At 61.5% G+C, this 16,018-nt stretch carries 14 protein-coding genes and 1 pseudogene; 9 read left to right on the plus strand and 6 right to left on the minus strand.

Going from position 1 to position 16,018, the window contains the following annotated elements:
• Window positions 1–331 precede the first annotated feature (331 nt).
• Entirely contained in the window at window positions 332–1,900 is a 1,569-nt protein-coding gene (locus tag V6M90_RS28055) for a TerC family protein (protein WP_332847505.1), read from the plus strand.
• Window positions 1,901–1,937: 37 nt separating this feature from the next.
• Here V6M90_RS28055 and V6M90_RS28060 read toward each other — a convergent pair.
• Window positions 1,938–2,210, minus strand: a pseudogene (locus V6M90_RS28060) (thioredoxin family protein); the annotation flags it as partial.
• A 328-nt stretch (window positions 2,211–2,538) separates the two neighbouring features.
• Here V6M90_RS28060 and V6M90_RS28065 point away from each other — a divergent pair.
• From V6M90_RS28065 to V6M90_RS28100, 8 genes are all read left to right on the plus strand, one after another.
• On the plus strand, window positions 2,539–3,387 hold the full coding sequence (locus V6M90_RS28065; protein ID WP_003174406.1) for a transporter substrate-binding domain-containing protein: 849 nt from the start codon (window positions 2,539–2,541) through the stop codon (window positions 3,385–3,387).
• A 52-nt stretch (window positions 3,388–3,439) separates the two neighbouring features.
• On the plus strand, window positions 3,440–4,102 hold the full coding sequence (locus V6M90_RS28070) for an amino acid ABC transporter permease (protein ID WP_003174405.1): 663 nt from the start codon (window positions 3,440–3,442) through the stop codon (window positions 4,100–4,102).
• 12 nt (window positions 4,103–4,114) lie between these two features.
• Complete coding sequence (locus V6M90_RS28075) at window positions 4,115–4,777, plus strand: amino acid ABC transporter permease (RefSeq protein WP_003174404.1); 663 nt, start codon at window positions 4,115–4,117, stop codon at window positions 4,775–4,777.
• Entirely contained in the window at window positions 4,774–5,556 is a 783-nt protein-coding gene (locus V6M90_RS28080) for an amino acid ABC transporter ATP-binding protein (RefSeq protein WP_003174403.1), read from the plus strand. The genes V6M90_RS28075 and V6M90_RS28080 overlap by 4 nt, the downstream gene beginning before the upstream one ends.
• A 16-nt stretch (window positions 5,557–5,572) precedes the next feature.
• Complete coding sequence (locus V6M90_RS28085) at window positions 5,573–5,962, plus strand: RidA family protein (protein ID WP_010210958.1); 390 nt, start codon at window positions 5,573–5,575, stop codon at window positions 5,960–5,962.
• A gap of 105 nt (window positions 5,963–6,067) precedes the next feature.
• Window positions 6,068–6,832 (plus strand): IclR family transcriptional regulator, encoded by a 765-nt coding sequence (locus tag V6M90_RS28090; protein WP_042944833.1) that lies wholly within the window; start codon window positions 6,068–6,070, stop codon window positions 6,830–6,832.
• A 10-nt stretch (window positions 6,833–6,842) separates the two neighbouring features.
• Window positions 6,843–8,051 (plus strand): amino acid deaminase, encoded by a 1,209-nt coding sequence (locus V6M90_RS28095; RefSeq protein WP_141064004.1) that lies wholly within the window; start codon window positions 6,843–6,845, stop codon window positions 8,049–8,051.
• A 45-nt stretch (window positions 8,052–8,096) separates the two neighbouring features.
• Window positions 8,097–9,002: a sugar kinase gene (locus tag V6M90_RS28100; protein WP_305427284.1), complete on the plus strand. Its 906-nt coding sequence runs from the start codon at window positions 8,097–8,099 to the stop codon at window positions 9,000–9,002.
• 37 nt (window positions 9,003–9,039) lie between these two features.
• Here V6M90_RS28100 and V6M90_RS28105 read toward each other — a convergent pair whose 3' ends face one another.
• From V6M90_RS28105 to V6M90_RS28125, 5 genes are all read right to left on the minus strand, one after another.
• Window positions 9,040–9,315 (minus strand): peptidylprolyl isomerase, encoded by a 276-nt coding sequence (locus V6M90_RS28105; RefSeq protein ID WP_003174397.1) that lies wholly within the window; start codon window positions 9,313–9,315, stop codon window positions 9,040–9,042.
• Window positions 9,316–9,346: 31 nt separating this feature from the next.
• A complete protein-coding gene (locus tag V6M90_RS28110) occupies window positions 9,347–11,521 on the minus strand; it encodes a hybrid sensor histidine kinase/response regulator (protein ID WP_003174396.1) in 2,175 nt (724 codons plus the stop codon).
• Between the two features lie 140 nt (window positions 11,522–11,661).
• Window positions 11,662–13,614: an acetoacetate--CoA ligase gene (locus V6M90_RS28115; protein WP_141064001.1), complete on the minus strand. Its 1,953-nt coding sequence runs from the start codon at window positions 13,612–13,614 to the stop codon at window positions 11,662–11,664.
• Between the two features lie 59 nt (window positions 13,615–13,673).
• Entirely contained in the window at window positions 13,674–14,447 is a 774-nt protein-coding gene (locus tag V6M90_RS28120) for a 3-hydroxybutyrate dehydrogenase (RefSeq protein ID WP_078824972.1), read from the minus strand.
• 7 nt (window positions 14,448–14,454) lie between these two features.
• Window positions 14,455–15,846, minus strand: a complete 1,392-nt coding sequence (locus tag V6M90_RS28125; RefSeq protein WP_305427283.1) for a GntP family permease — start codon at window positions 15,844–15,846, stop codon at window positions 14,455–14,457.
• Window positions 15,847–16,018: the final 172 nt, after the last annotated feature.

Here is a 16,018-nt window from a genome sequence, read left to right on the forward strand (position 1 = left end):
CTCCCGCCGTCTGCGCAGCAGACTCCCGCTTTTTGCAGCGGAGCGCTCCCCATCCGACACCAATCAAGCGGGTGACCGTGGCATACAGATTTTGTAATAGTTCTGCGTTGTAGGAACTTTGCTTTTCGGCTGTACGATTCAAGTCCTTTCTTAATCGCAGGATTTGCATGAACACCCTCTCGGAGCCCCCCAGTCGTCTTTCCCCAAGACATCCGCTGTCGCTGTTCCCGCTCAAGCACCCTGTATTCTGTCGACTCACCTTGCTCCGGTCCCATGACCGTGCCTTGCCGTGCCCGACATTCTGAATATTTCGAATACAGAGACTCTATAAATGGAATGGTTAGCGGATCCAACGGCCTGGCTCGGCTTGTTGACCTTGATTGTGCTGGAACTGGTGCTGGGTATCGACAACCTGGTGTTTATCGCGATCCTGGCGGACAAGCTGCCGCCGCAGCAGCGTGACCGCGCCCGGTTGATCGGTTTGTCCCTGGCGCTGCTGATGCGCCTGGGACTGCTGGCGAGTATTTCCTGGTTGGTAACCCTCACCCAGCCGCTGTTCGAAGTGTTCGACAAGCGCTTTTCCGGCCGTGACCTGATCATGCTGTTTGGCGGTGTGTTCCTGCTGTTCAAGGCCACCATGGAGCTGCACGAACGCCTGGAAGGCCATGTGGCCCAGCGTACGGGCAATGTGGCTTACGCGATGTTCTGGCCGATCGTGGCGCAGATCGTGGTGCTCGATGCGGTGTTCTCGCTGGACGCGGTCATCACTGCCGTGGGCATGGTGGATGAGCTGGCGGTGATGATGATCGCGGTGATTATCTCCATCGGCCTGATGATCGTCGCCAGCAAGCCACTGACGCGCTTCGTCAACGCCCACCCGACGGTGATCATGTTGTGCCTGGGCTTCTTGATGATGATCGGGTTTGCCCTGACCGCCGAAGGCCTGGGCTTTCATATTCCCAAGGGCTACCTGTACGCGGCCATTGGTTTCTCGATCCTGATCGAGGTGTTCAACCAGATCGCCCGCGCCCGCCGCAGGAAGTCGGCGCAGGGTGCGTTGCCGGTGCGCGAGCGTACCGCCCACGCGGTGATGCGCTTGCTCGGCGGCCGCAGCCTGGCGGTGGATGAGGTGGGTGAAGAGGTCGCCGACTTGCTGGGCGAACCGGATGCCGCGCAGGGTCCGCTGTTCGACCGCCGCGAACGGGTGATGATCAGCGGCGTGCTGCAACTGGCCGAACGGCCGATCCGCACGTTGATGACGCCACGGGCCAAGGTCGACTTTATCGACCTGGCGGACGCTCCCGACACGATCCGCCTGAAACTGATGCACTCGTCCTACTCGCGCCTGCCGTTGATCCGCAATGGCGCGGTGGATGAGCCTCTAGGCTTCGTGCACAAGAAGGAGCTGCTCAAGGAATACCTGGCCGGCAGCGAGCCGAACCTTGCGCACCTGGCACGTCGGGCGATCAACCTGCTGGAGAGTTTCTCGATCCTTAATGCCCTGGAGCAGATGCGCCAGGAGTCGACCCACATCGCCTTCGTGATCAACGAATTTGGCGACTTCATGGGCGTGTTGAGCATGACCGACATTCTTGAATCCATCGCCGGTGAATTACCGGATGCCAGCGAAATCGAAGGGCCGGATATCGTCGAGGAGGGCGGTGGCTTCCGTGCCAACGGTGCTTTGAACCTTGACCAGGTGCGTCAGCGTACCGGCTTCAAGGCTGTCGCGACCGAGGATTACCAGACCCTGGCCGGTTTGGTAATGAGTCTGCTGGATCGCCTGCCCGTGGTGGGCGATAGCCTGGAACATGCGGGCTGGCGCTTGACGGTGGCTGCGGTGGAGGAGCGGCGGGTGAAGCAGGTGGTGTTGCAGCCTTGCGGTCAACATAACGTTTGAAAATATCTGTCAGCACCTGAGCCTGTTCAGCCTCAGGGCCGAAACCCTTGAAGGTCTCCATCAAGGTGCCATTCAGGAAAATCAGCAATGTCGGGGTGCCTGTAACGTTCGGGTGCCTCGGCGTCTCGGCGCAATTGAGCACCAGGCTGACGACTGATGGGTGCTCGCGCGCGATTCGCTCGAACAGGGGAGTGGAGGAGCCGCACGCCGGGCAGTGGTGCGAAATAAATAGCATGAACACCGGCTGCGATGTGTTCAGTGCGCGTCGGTAGTCCTCGGCATTGGCAATGGTCGCAGTCGCAATTCCCATGATGAGCTTCCCTTGAGCAGCGAAGAGGTTTGCCAACGCTAGGTCCAGGGAATGCTGCCGTCTACTGTCAACCTTGACAGGTGCGCGGTAACAGGGCGGTGACGCACTGCAATGGCGCTGTCACCGCCGCGTGGGGCCCCGGGTAGCATTTGATTGCAGCCGCAGGTGCGCCGACGCTTTTCCTACGCTGATTTATCCAACTGATTACTAACGTTTTTTATTGGGCATAGGTTTCCATTGAAGCGTATGGCACACTTTCTGCTGTCTATTCCGTTGTTACATACCAAGTTCCGGTATAGCGGAATACACAACCCCTGGAGTGCTTGCCATGCATCACCGACCTTCCGTGTTCAAAGCGTGTGTTTTTCTCTTCGCCGCATCGGCTTCCCTCGCAGGCACCGCGCAGGCGGCAGACAGCAAGCTCGACAGCGTGCTCAAGCGTGGGCACCTGGTCGTGGGTACAGGCAGTACCAATGCGCCGTGGCACTTCCAGGGAGCGGATGGCAAGTTGCAAGGGTTCGATATCGACATCGGTCGCATCGTGGCCAAGGGGTTGTTCAATGACCCGTCCAAAGTCGAGTTTGTGGTGCAGTCGTCCGACGCACGTATTCCCAACCTGCTGACCGATAAGGTCGACATGAGTTGCCAGTTCATCACCGTCACCGCCAGCCGTGCGCAGCAAGTGGCGTTTACCCTGCCGTACTACCGCGAAGGCGTGGGCCTGCTGCTGCCGAACAACAGCAAGTACAAAGAGATCGAAGACCTGCAGGCGGCGGGTGATGGCGTGACTGTGGCCGTGCTGCAGAACGTGTATGCCGAAGAACTGGTGCACCAGGCCCTGCCCAAGGCCAAGGTCGACCAGTACGACAGCGTCGACCTGATGTACCAGGCCGTGAACTCCGGTCGCGCCGATGCCGCCGCCACCGACCAGTCCTCGGTCAAATACCTGATGGTGCAGAACCCCGGCCGCTACCGCAGCCCGGCCTACGCCTGGAGCCCGCAAACCTATGCGTGTGCTGTCAAACGTGGCGACCAGGACTGGCTGAACTTCGTCAATACCGCCCTGCATGAAGCCATGACCGGCGTGGAATTCCCCACCTACAAGGCGTCTTTCAAACAATGGTTCGGCGTCGATCTGCCGGAGCCGGCGATTGGTTTCCCTGTTGAATTCAAGTAATTCGGAATAACCGGGGCGCCCGTCAAGGCGCCCCATCCAGGTACTGCTGACCATGAATTATCAGTTGAACTTTGCCGCCGTGTGGCGCGATTTCGACACCTTGCTGGCGGGGCTCGGCCTGGGCCTGCAACTGGCTGTGCTGTCGATCGCCATCGGTTGCGTGATCGGCCTGCTGATGGCCTTTGCCATGCTGTCCAGGCACCGCGCCTTGCGTGTCTTTGCCTCGGTGTATGTGACGGTGGTGCGCAATACGCCGATCCTGGTGCTGATCCTGTTGATCTATTTCGCCTTGCCGAGCCTGGGCATCCGGCTGGACAAGATCCCCTCGTTCATCATCACCCTGTCGCTTTACGCCGGTGCCTACCTGACCGAAGTGTTTCGCGCCGGGCTGTTGAATATTCCCAAGGGCCTGCGTGAAGCCGGCCTGGCGATTGGCCTTGGCGAGTGGCGTATCCGCGCCTATATCACCGTGCCGGTGATGCTGCGCAACGTGCTGCCCGCGCTGTCGAACAACTTTATCTCACTGTTCAAGGACACCTCGCTGGCCGCTGCCATCGCGGTACCTGAACTGACGTATTACGCCCGCAAGATCAACGTTGAAAGCTACCGGGTGATCGAAACCTGGCTGGTCACGACCGCGCTCTACGTGGCGGCCTGTTACCTCATTGCCATGCTGCTCCGTTACCTGGAACAGCGTCTGGCGATCCGTCGTTAAAGGAGGGTTTGCATGTACGAGTCCCCCAGTTGGCTGCATGAATTGTGGATCGCCCGGGACACCCTCTGGGCGGGGTTTCAGACCAGCATCTATTGCTCGGCGCTGGCGATTGTCTTCGGCACCCTGATCGGTATTTTTGCCGGGCTGGTGCTGACCTACGGCACATTCTGGATGCGTGCGCCGTTTCGGTTGTATGTGGATTTGATCCGGGGTACGCCGGTGTTCGTGCTGGTGCTGGCGTGTTTCTACATGCTGCCGGCGCTTGGTTGGCAGATCACCGCGTTCCAGGCCGGTGCGGTCGGGCTGACGTTGTTTTGCGGCTCCCACGTCTCGGAAATCGTGCGCGGCGCGCTGCAAGCCATTCCCCGTGGGCAGCTCGAAGCGGGCAAGGCGATCGGCCTGACGTTCCCGCAGTCCCTGGCCTACGTGCTGTTACCCCAGGCGCTGCGCCAGATCCTGCCGACCTGGGTCAATTCCTCCACGGAAATCGTCAAGGCCTCGACCCTGCTCTCGGTGATCGGCGTGGCCGAGTTGCTGCTGAGCACCCAGCAAGTCATCGCACGCACGTTCATGACCCTGGAGTTCTACCTGTTCGCGGGCTTTATGTTCTTTGTCATCAACTACGCCATCGAGTTATTCGGGCGCTACATTGAAAAGCGGGTGGCCTTGCCATGAACCAAGCTCAAACCATCGAGCCGCTGTTGAACATTCGCGGTTTGCGTAAACAATACGGCGAAGTCGAAGTGCTCAAAGGCGTCGACCTGTCCATGCAGCGCGGCAACGTCGTGACCTTGATCGGCTCCAGCGGCTCGGGCAAGACCACGCTGTTGCGTTGCGTCAACCTGTTGGAAGAATTCCAGGGCGGCCAGATCACTCTGGACGGCGAGTCCATCGGCTATAGCGACGTCGGCGGCAAGCGCGTGCGCCACCCGGAGCGGGTGATTGCCCAGCACCGTGCGATGACCGGCATGGCGTTCCAGCAGTTCAACCTGTTCCCGCATCTGACCGCGTTGCAAAACGTCACCCTGGGCCTGCTCAAGGTCAAGAAAATGGGCAAGGACGAGGCCGTGGCGTTGGCGGAAAAATGGCTGGACCGTGTAGGGTTGCTGGAGCGTCGCAACCACTTCCCCGGCCAGTTGTCCGGTGGTCAGCAACAGCGTGTGGCGATTGCCCGCGCCATTGCGATGAACCCCAGCCTGATGCTGTTCGACGAGGTCACCTCGGCCCTCGATCCGGAATTGGTAGGCGAGGTGCTCAGTGTGATCAAGGGCCTGGCGGAGGAGGGCATGACCATGTTGCTGGTCACCCACGAAATGCGTTTTGCCTATGAAGTCTCGGACCAGATCGTATTCATGAACCAGGGGCGAATTGAAGAGCAGGGCTCGTCGAAGGATATATTCGAACGACCGCAGTCGCCGCGCCTGGCGGAATTTTTGAAGAACATTCGTTTTTAATCAGGGAGCAAAGTTTATGAGCATTACTCGTTACGGCGCCGGCAGCACCGCTGGCGGTGGCCAGCCGCGTCCTTTCGCCCGCGCGGTGGAAGCGGACGGCTGGCTCTACGTCTCGGGCCAGGTGCCAGCAGTGGACGGTGAAATCATCACCGGCGGCATCATTGAGCAAACCCGGCAGACTATGCGCAATGTGGTAGCGATCCTCGAAGAAGCCGGCTACGAACTCAAGGACGTGGTCCGCGTGGGCGTGTGGTTGGAAGACCCGCGGGATTTCTGGAGTTTCAACAAGGTGTTCGGTGAATACTTCACTCCGGAACACGCTCCGGCGCGGGCCTGTGTGCAGGCCAATATGATGGTTGATTGCAAGGTGGAGATCGATTGCGTGGCCTACAAGAAAAAGGGCTAAATTGCCCCACTCTTGAAGCCCACTGAAGCTCAAATGTGGGAGGGGCTTTCCCCTCCCACAGGGTTCACTGTGCAGCACAACCCTTTTACCGGACCGAAAACTGTCATGACCGAAGACACCATCAAACGCCGCGCCAAAGGCCTGGACCGTGCATTCGATATCCTCGATTTTCTCAAGGAGATCGGCCAGCCCCTGCGTCCGAATGATATTGCCAGTGGCATCGGCAGCCCCAAGTCCACCGTCTACGAATTGGTCGCCTCGCTGCTGGAGCGGCGCATCCTGGAAACCGTGGGCAAGGACGGCCACGTGTACTTGGGCCGTCAGCTGTACTTTCTCGGCCAGGCGCACTTGCGTCACTTCGACCTGACCCGCGAGGCCGACCACGCCTTGCAGGAGATCGTCAGCCAGACCCACGAAACCGCGCAGATGTGCCTGCTCAACGGGCGCAAATACACCGTGGCGCTGATGCGCGAAGGCGAGCGGCATTTCCGTATTTCTTCGGACATCGGCGAAAACGCGCCGATCCCCTGGACAGCCTCCGGGCGCCTGTTGCTGGGGCACTTGAGCGACCAGCAGATCGTCGACCTGATCGACCCCGAGGATTTCATCCTGCCGGACGGCCAGCGCTTGGCGCTGGAGACGTTCCTGGCGCAAATCCGTCAGGCTACCCTCGAAGGGTTCTTCTCCTTCGACAGCGTGGCCGACACCTTCACCCACTGCTTTGCCGCCCCGGTGCGCGACGCGCAGGGCGTCAGCATCGCCACCCTGTGCATCGTCGCGCCACGGGCCGACGCTATCAAAAATTACAACGACTATCGCCGGGTATTGATCGAAAGCGCCAACCACCTGGCCCGTCGCATTAACGAATAGGAGTTTTTCCATGTCTGCCCTCAACGCTGTTGAAAAAGGCGCCGCCGCCGTCGGTGCCCACCTGGTCCGTGACGTCAGCCTGCCGGCCCTGGTGCTGCATCGAGAGGCCCTGGAGCACAACATCCGTTGGATGCAGGATTTTGTCAGCAGCAGCGGCGCCGAACTCGCGCCCCATGGCAAGACCAGCATGATGCCGGCACTGTTCCAGCGTCAGCTCGAGGCGGGCGCCTGGGGCATCACCCTGGCCAACGCGGTGCAGACCCGTGCCGCCTACGCCGGTGGCGTACGCCGGGTGTTGATGGCCAACCAACTGGTGGGCGCGCCGAACATGGCGTTGATCGCCGACCTGTTGGCGGACAAGGATTTCGACTTCCATTGCATGGTCGACCACTCGGACAATGTCGCCGACCTGGGCCTGTTCTTCGCCGCCCGCGGCCTGCGCCTGAACGTGATGATCGAATACGGTGTGGTCGGTGGCCGTTGCGGTTGCCGCAGCGAACAGCAAGTGCGCGACCTGGCCAAGGCCATCAAGGCGCAGCCGGCCCTGGCCCTCACCGGCATCGAGGGTTATGAAGGCGTGATCCATGGCGAGCACGCTATCAGCGGCATCCGCGACTTCGCCGCGAGCCTGGTGCGTTTGGCGGTGGACCTGCAAAACAGCGGTTCTTTCGACTTGCCCAAGCCGATCATCACCGCGTCGGGGTCGGCCTGGTATGACCTGATCGCCGAGTCCTTTGAGCAGCAGAACGCCGCCGGCCGCTTCCTCAGCGTGCTGCGCCCCGGCAGCTATGTGGCCCACGACCACGGCATCTACAAAGACGCGCAATGCTGCGTGCTTGATCGACGCAGTGATCTCAACGAAGGCCTGCGCCCGGCGCTGGAAGTCTGGGCTCACGTGCAATCGTTGCCTGAGCCTGGGTTTGCGGTGATCGCACTGGGCAAGCGCGACGTGGCCTACGACGCGGGCTTGCCGGTGCCGCTCAAGCGTTACAAGGCGGGCATTGTGCCGGCCGAAGGCGATGATGTCAGCGCCTGCACCGTCACGGCGGTGATGGACCAGCACGCGTTCATGGTCGTGGCGCCAGGGGTTGAACTGCGCATCGGCGACATCATTTCCTTCGGTACTTCCCACCCGTGCCTGACGTTCGATAAGTGGCAGGTCGGGTGCCTGGTGGATTCAGAGTTGCGCGTGATCGAAACCCTGCATACCTGCTTCTAGACCGAGTCGCGAAGAGGCCATCAGCCACACCGGAGATCACAAGCCATGAACACTCCACCCCGCATCGCCCTGATCGGCGAATGCATGATCGAACTGCAACACCGCGCTGACGGCAGCCTGCAGCAAAGCTTCGGTGGCGACACCCTGAACACGGCGGTGTATCTGCGTCGTGAGTTGGGCGATAGCGGCAGCGTCGACTACGTCACCGCGCTGGGCGATGACAGCTTCAGCGACGCCATGTGCCAGCAGTGGGCCGACGAAGGCCTGGGGCTGAGCAGGGTCCAGCGTTTGCCTGGGCGCTTGCCGGGCTTGTACTGCATCCAGACCGATGCCGACGGCGAACGTAAATTCCTCTACTGGCGCAACGAGGCCGCCGTGCGCGACTGCTTCACCACGCCGGCGGCCGAACCGATTCTGACGGCGTTGCCAGCGTATGACCTGGTGTATTTCAGCGGCATTACCCTGGCGGTACTGGGGGAAGTCGGGCGTGAGCGCTTACTGCGCGCGCTGATCGAAGCCCGTCGGCGTGGTGCCAGGGTGGTGTTCGACAATAACTACCGGCCACGCCTCTGGGCCAGCATCGAGGCCGCGCGCGCGGCCTATCGCCAGGTGTTGGCCGAGGTGGATATCGCCTTGCTGACCGAGGACGACGAGCAGGCGCTGTTTGGTTATGCCGACAGTGAGCAGGTGTTTGCCGCGTACCCGGCGATTGCCGAAGTGGTGCTCAAGCGTGGCGCGGATGCATGCCTGATCCGTTGCAACGGCGAGCACTGTGCAGTGCCGGCACTGAAGGTGGAGAAGGTGGTGGACACCACGGCGGCGGGGGATTCGTTCAGTGCGGCGTACCTGGCCAGCCGGCTCAAGGGCGGTTCGCCTGAAGAGGCGGCGTTGGCGGGGCATCGGTTGGCGAGTCGGGTGATTCAGGTGCCGGGGGCCTTGATACCGAGGTGAATGGCCGCTTACAGCGGATCGGGAGCAAGTCGAATCGTCAATCCCGGTAAAACACCTGCACCAGGTGATACCCGAACTTGCTCTTGATCGGCCCATGCACCACTTTCACCGGTTTCTTGAAAATCACCGCATCGATCGCCCCGACCATCTGCCCAGGCCGAACTTCACCCAAGTCTCCACCGCGCTTGCCGGACGGGCAGGTGGAATACTTCTTGGCCAACACATCGAAGGCTTCACCCTTGGCGATGCGCTGCTTGAGCTGTTCGGCTTCTTCGCTGGTTTTCACCAGAATATGACGGGCTTGGGCTTTCATAAGGCTCTACCAGGTGTGCGACGGCGCGCGATTATGCCTGAACTGGATCATCGGCGTTGATCATGCTGCGGATTTTAGTCGCCAGCAGGTCAATCGAAAACGGTTTGGCCACCATGTCCATGCCAGCCTCCAGGAAGCCTTGGCGCTCGGCGGCCGTTTCGGCGTAACCGGTCATGAACAACACCTTGAGATCCGGACGATGCTGGCGGGCGATTTCCGCCAGTTGTCGGCCATTCATCCCCGGCAGGCCCACATCGGTCACCAGCAAGTCCACCCGCAGGTCCGACTCCAGCAGCGGCAATGCGGTGCGCGAGTCCGCCGCCTGGTGTGCGGTGTAGCCCAGTTCATCGAGCACATTGACCACTAGCATGCGCACCGCCGGGTCGTCCTCGACCACCACCACGGATTCACCGGCCAAGGCCACCGGCGCTTCGCCGAGGCTGGCGGGCAGGTTGCTCTCCAGCGCGGTGCCGTGCAGGCGCGGCAGGTACAGGCGCACGCATGTGCCCTGGCCCGGTTCGCTCTGGATGGTTACGTGGCCGCCGGACTGCTGGGCAAAGCCGTAGATCATCGACAGCCCCAGGCCGGTGCCCTGGCCGATGGGTTTGGTGGTAAAGAACGGGTCGAACGCCTTGGCAAGGATTTTAGGTGCCATGCCGCTGCCGTTGTCGCGCACGCCAAGCATGACGTAGTCACCGGCCTTGACCGGCTCGAGCGTGGTGATATCGGTACCGTCCAAATAACTGTTGGCGGTTTCGATCAGCAGTTCGCCGCCATCCGGCATGGCATCGCGCGCATTGATCACCAGGTTGAGCAGGGCGTTTTCCAGTTGGCTGGCATCGGTGTTGACCGGCCAGATATCCTGGCCCAGTTGCACCTTGAGGTGGATATGCGCGCCTTTGGTGCGCTGGAACAGGTCTTCGAGGGATGCCACCAGTTGGTTCGGATCGAGCGGACGCAGGTCCAGCGACTGGCGGCGCGAGAAGGCCAGCAGGCGGTGGGTGAGGGCGGCGGCGCGATGGGCCGAAGACACGGCGGCATCGGTAAAGCGGCCGATTTCCTCGCTGCGCCCGGCAGCGATATAGCGCTGCATCAGGTCCAGGCTGCCGATAATCCCGGTGAGCATGTTGTTGAAGTCGTGGGCGATGCCGCCGGTGAGCTGGCCCACCGCCTCCATCTTTTGCGCATGGCGCAGTGCGTCTTCGGCGCGCTCGCGTTCGAACATTTCGTTTTGCAGGCGTTGGTTGGCTTCGGCCAGCGCCTGGGTGCGCTGGGCCACGCGTTCTTCGAGGTTTTCGTTGAGGTTGCGCAAGGCCTGCTCGATGTTCTTGCGCTCGGTGAGGTCCAGCGCGGCGCCCAGGAATCGCGCCGGGCGACCGTGGCGATCCTTGTAGCAGCGGCCCCGGGCAAACACCCAGCGCACTTGGCCATCGGCCTGTAGCAGGCGGTATTCCTCGGCGTATTCGGTACCGTGGGTGATGCAATGCTTGATGCTGCGCGCCACCGAGCCACGGTCTTCGGGGTGGACGCCGTGCAGGTAGTCGCTGATGGGCAGCAGGCTCGCATCGCTGGGGTCGACGCCATGCAGATACGCAAAGTGGGCATCGGCAATAAAGCGGTCTTCGCCGATATCCCAGTCCCAGGTGCCCACCGCGTCGGTCGCCGCCAGTGCAAGTTGCAGGCGTTGTTCGGTGTCGTGCTGGGCCTTGAGGCTGTCTTCGGAACGTTGCTGCAACTCAAGCGCTTTGCTGCGCCGTTCGTTGGTTTCGATGGCGGTGACCAGGATGCCGGCCACATCGCCGCTTTCATCGCGGACCGGGCTGTAGGTCAGGTCGAGCCAGATCTCGGTGTCGCGATGATCGCGCTGCAGCACAAAGCGCTGCTCGCTGAAGGTGCGCGTTTCGCCGCCGAACACGGCAGCGTAGATCGGCGCGGTGAAGCTCTCCAGCTCCGGCCATGTCTGGTGCGCCGGCTGGCCCATGGCCTCGGGGTGTTTGTTGCCCGCCAGCAAGGCGAAGCCATCGTTGTAGAGTTGGGTGAGTTGGCTGCCCCACAGCAGGAGCATCGGCATCGGCGAATCGATGACGATGTTAATGGCTGTGCGCAGGCTTTGCGGCCAGTCATTGGCCTCACCGAGCGGGCTTTGTGCCCAGTCCAGCCGTGCAATCAACGCAGCGGCTTCGCTACCGGTGGATGTTTCCTTCATAAAAAGCCCTGAGCGTAACGCTTTGAAAAATGACAACACCCATTATCCCGTGAGCCGGGAAAGGGTGACTACCCCCAAAAAATAGCATGCATTGGGGGTTTGTCTTCAACGGTGTGCGTTTGGGCTGAAACCTTTCATCTTTACGCCAGTTCGGGCCGGTTGCGAAACTCCTCCAGCGCGTGCGGGTTGGCCAGGGCGTCGGTGTTCTTCACCGGTTCTCCGTGCACCACGTTGCGCACCGCCAACTCGACGATCTTGCCGCTGAGGGTGCGTGGGATATCCGTGACGGCGAGGATCTTGGCCGGCACATGGCGCGGGGTGGTGTTGGCGCGGATCACCTGGCGGATCTGCTGTTCCAGTGCATCATCCAGCGCGATACCGTCATCGAGGCGCACAAACAGCACTACACGCACGTCGTCCTGCCAGCGCTGGCCGATGGCCAGGCTTTCCAGCACCTGGGGGACTTTTTCCACCTGGCGGTAGATCTCCGCCGTGCCGATGCGCACGCCGCCGGGGTTGAGCACCGCGTCGGAACGTCCGTGGATCAACAGGCTGCCGTTGGGGCGTTGCTCGGCGTAGTCGCCCTGGGACCAGACGCCGGGAAACTGGCTGAAATAGGAGGCGCGCAGCTTGTTTCGATCCGGGTCGTTCCACAAACCAATGGGCATGGCCGGGAAGTGCCGGGTGCACACCAGTTCGCCTTTTTCACCGATCAAGGGGTGGCCCTGGTCGTCCCACACTTCGATGGCCATCGCCAGGCTTTTGCACTGCATCTCGCCGCGCCGTACCGGCAGCACCGGGTTGCCGATCACAAAACAGGAGACGATATCGGTGCCGCCGGACATCGACGACAGACACAGCTCCCCCTTGATCTCGCGGTACACGTAGTCGTAGCTCTGCGGCGACAGCGGTGAACCGGTGGAAATCAGCGTCTTCAAGCTGCTCAAATCATGGCTCAGGCGCGGTTGCAGCCCGGCTTTTTCCAAGGTGGCGAGGAACTTGGGGCTGGTGCCGAACACGCTGATCCGTTCGGCATCGATCAGGTCGATCAAACGCTCAGGGCCAGGGTGAAACGGCGAACCGTCATACAACACCGCCGTGGCGCCGATCGCCAGCACCGACACCAGCCAGTTCCACATCATCCAGCCACAGGTGGTGTAGTAGAACAGGCAGTCCTCGTGCGACAGGTCGGCGTGCAGGCCGTGTTCCTTGAGGTGCGTGAGCAACACACCACCGGTGCCATGGATGATGCACTTGGGCACGCCGGTGGTGCCGCTGGAGTAGAGGATGTACAGCGGATGGTCGAACGGCACCGCGACAAATTCCGGCTCGCCGTCGGGTTGGTAAAAGTCATGCCACAGCGCGACGTTCGCCTGGGTGCGGTAGTCCTCGACCCGCGCCTGGGGGCGCGCATAGGGCACCACGATCAATTGCCGCAGGGACGGCAGCCGGTCGAGGATTTGATTGAGCTTGGCGCTCTGGTCGATGGTTTTACCGGCGTAGCGATAGCCGGCACAGGTGATCAGCACCTTGGGCTCGATCTGGCCGAAACGGTCGATTACGCCCTGGGTGCCGAAGTCCGGCGAGGAACACGACCAGATCGCCCCCAGGCTGGTAGTGGCGAGCATGCCTACCAAGGTTTGCCAGGTATTGGGCATGCACGCCGCCACGCGGTCGCCCTGGGTGACACCGGCTGCGCGCAGGCTTTTTTGCAGGCCGGCGACATGGGCGGCCAGTTCGGCGTAAGTCAGTTGCTCGCGCTGGCCGTCTTCGCTGATGGCGACCACTGCGGGGTGATCGTCGCGACGGCGCAGCAGGTGTTCGGCGAAGTTCAGTGTCGCACCGGGAAACCACTGCGCGCTGGGCATCTCGACGTCTTCGAGCAGCACCGCGCTGGGCGGGCTGCGAAACTGTACGTCGAAGAACGCTACGATGGCGCGCCAAAAGTCGGGACGCTGATCGATGCTCCATTGGTGCAGGGTGGGGTAGTCATTGAGCTGCACGTTGTGGCGGTCATTGATGAAGCGCCGGAACTGGTCCATTCGGGTGTTGGCGATGCGTTCCGGGGAGGGCTGCCAGAGGATGTCGGACATAAGTGAAGTCTCTTGTTCTTTGTATGGATCTAACAGCCAACACATATCAAATGTCTGGGTTATTGGGCCAGCCAGCCACCATCGATATTCCACGCCGCACCACGCACCTGGGCGCCGGCCTCACTGCACAAGAACAACACCAACTCACCCAATTGCGGCGGCGTCACGAACTCCAGCGACGGCTGCTTCTCGGCCAGTAAATCATGCTGCGCCTGTTGCGGGGCCACGCCCGTGGCGATGCGGTCATCGATCTGTTTCTGTACCAGCGGTGTCAGTACCCAGCCCGGGCAGATCGCGTTGCAGGTCACGTTGCTGGTGGCCGTCTCCAGCCCCACCACTTTGGTCAGGCCGATCACGCCGTGCTTGGCCGCCACATACGCCGCCTTGCCCACCGAGCCGACCTGGCCATGCACAGAGGCAATATTGACGATACGCCCCCAGCCTTTGGCCTTCATGCCCGGCAGGCTCAAGCGTGTGCTGTGGAATACCGACGACAGGTTGATCGCGATGATCTGGTCCCAGCGCTCGGCCGGGAAATCTTCCACCGCCGCCACGTGCTGGATCCCGGCGTTATTGACCAGGATGTCCACACCGCCGAACTCACGTTCGGCGTAGGCGAGCATGTCGGCGATCTGCGCCGGGTCGCTGACGTCCGCCGGGTGATGCCCGACCTTGCCGCCAAACGCCTGCACCTGGGCGATCACTGCACTGGCGTCGCCGAAGCCGTTAAGAATCAGGTTGGCACCGGCCTTGGCCAGGCTGAGAGCGATCCCCAGGCCGATGCCGCTGGTGGAGCCGGTGACCAGCGCGGTCTTGCCGTTCAATGTCGTCATACAAACCTCACACAATGCCGGTGGCGTAGAAAGTACCGATCACCACGAATACCGCGAGGGTCTTGATGATCGTGATGCCGAAAATGTCCTTGTAGGCTTCGCGATGGGTCAGCCCGGTGACCGCCAGCAACGTGATCACCGCGCCGTTGTGGGGCAGGGTGTCCATGCCGCCGCTGGCCATGGCCGCGACCCGGTGCAGCACTTCAAGGGGGATATTGGCCGCGTGGGCCGCCGAAATAAAGCTCTCGGACATGGCCGCCAGGGCGATGCTCATGCCGCCCGAAGCGGAACCGGTGATACCCGCCAGCAAGGTCACGGTAATCGCTTCGTTGACCAACGGGTTGGGAATGCCCTTGAGCCAGTCCGCCAGCACCAGAAAGCCCGGCAGCGAGGCGATCACCGCGCCAAAGCCGTATTCCGAGGCGGTGTTCATCGCCGCCAGCAGCGCACCGCTGACCGCACTTTTACTGCCTTCGGCCAGCTTGCTTTTGATCGCCGAAAAACCGCACACCAGCACCACGATAATCCCCACCAGCAACGCCGCCTGCACCGCCCATATCGCGGTGAGCTTGGCGATCTCGGTGGTCACCGGAGTGCTCATGCCGGCCAGGCTGAGGCTGTGGGTCTTGCCGTACCACAGCGGGATCCAGTGGGTGAACAGCAGGTTCATCACACCCACCAGGATCAGCGGCGACAGCGCGACCCATGGGTTGGGCAGGCTCAGGTTCTCGGCGGTTTCCGGCTCGTTGCGCAGCTCGGTGCCGTAACCTTCACCGGCGCGCTGCGCCTTGTTGCGCTGGCGCGACAGGTAGAGCATGCCGGCGCAGAACACGAAAATCGTGCCGATCAAGCCCAGCCATGGCGCCGCCCAGGCGGTGGTATTGAAGAAGGTGCTGGGGATGATGTTCTGGATCTGCGGCGTGCCGGGCAGGGCATCCATGGTGAACGAAAACGCACCGAGGGCGATGGTCGCCGGGATCAGGCGCTTGGGGATATTGCTCTGACGGAACATCTCCGCCGCGAACGGGTACACCGCAAACACCACCACAAACAACGACACGCCGCCGTAGGTGAGCAGGGCACAGACCAGCACGATCACCAGCATCGCCTGGCGCGTGCCAAGCAAGCGGATCGCGGCCGCGACGATCGAGCGCGAAAAGCCTGACAGCTCGATCAATTTGCCGAACACCGCACCGAGCAGGAACACTGGGAAATACAGCTTGATGAAGCCGACCATTTTCTCCATGAACACCCCGGTAAAGGCAGGGGCGACGGCGGACGGGTCGGTGAGCAGCACAGCGCCGAGGGCGGCGATGGGGGCGAACAGGATAACGCTATAGCCACGGTAGGCAGCCAGCATCAGCAGCGCGAGCGCGGCCAGGGCAATGATCACACTCATGGTGTGTCTCCATCGAATTGTTATTGTTGTGGGGTAAAGCTTTGGAAGCTAAAGCGAGATCTATGCCACTTATGCAACTTATTGATATATAAGAGTATTTGTTGGTTTTGTTTAAGCGATTTTTACGCTTGTCTCTTTTTTGAGACGTGCAAAAATCACTGTGGAAGGGGGC

This window comes from Pseudomonas lactucae, from assembly GCF_036688725.1.
Classification (GTDB): domain Bacteria; phylum Pseudomonadota; class Gammaproteobacteria; order Pseudomonadales; family Pseudomonadaceae; genus Aquipseudomonas; species Aquipseudomonas lactucae.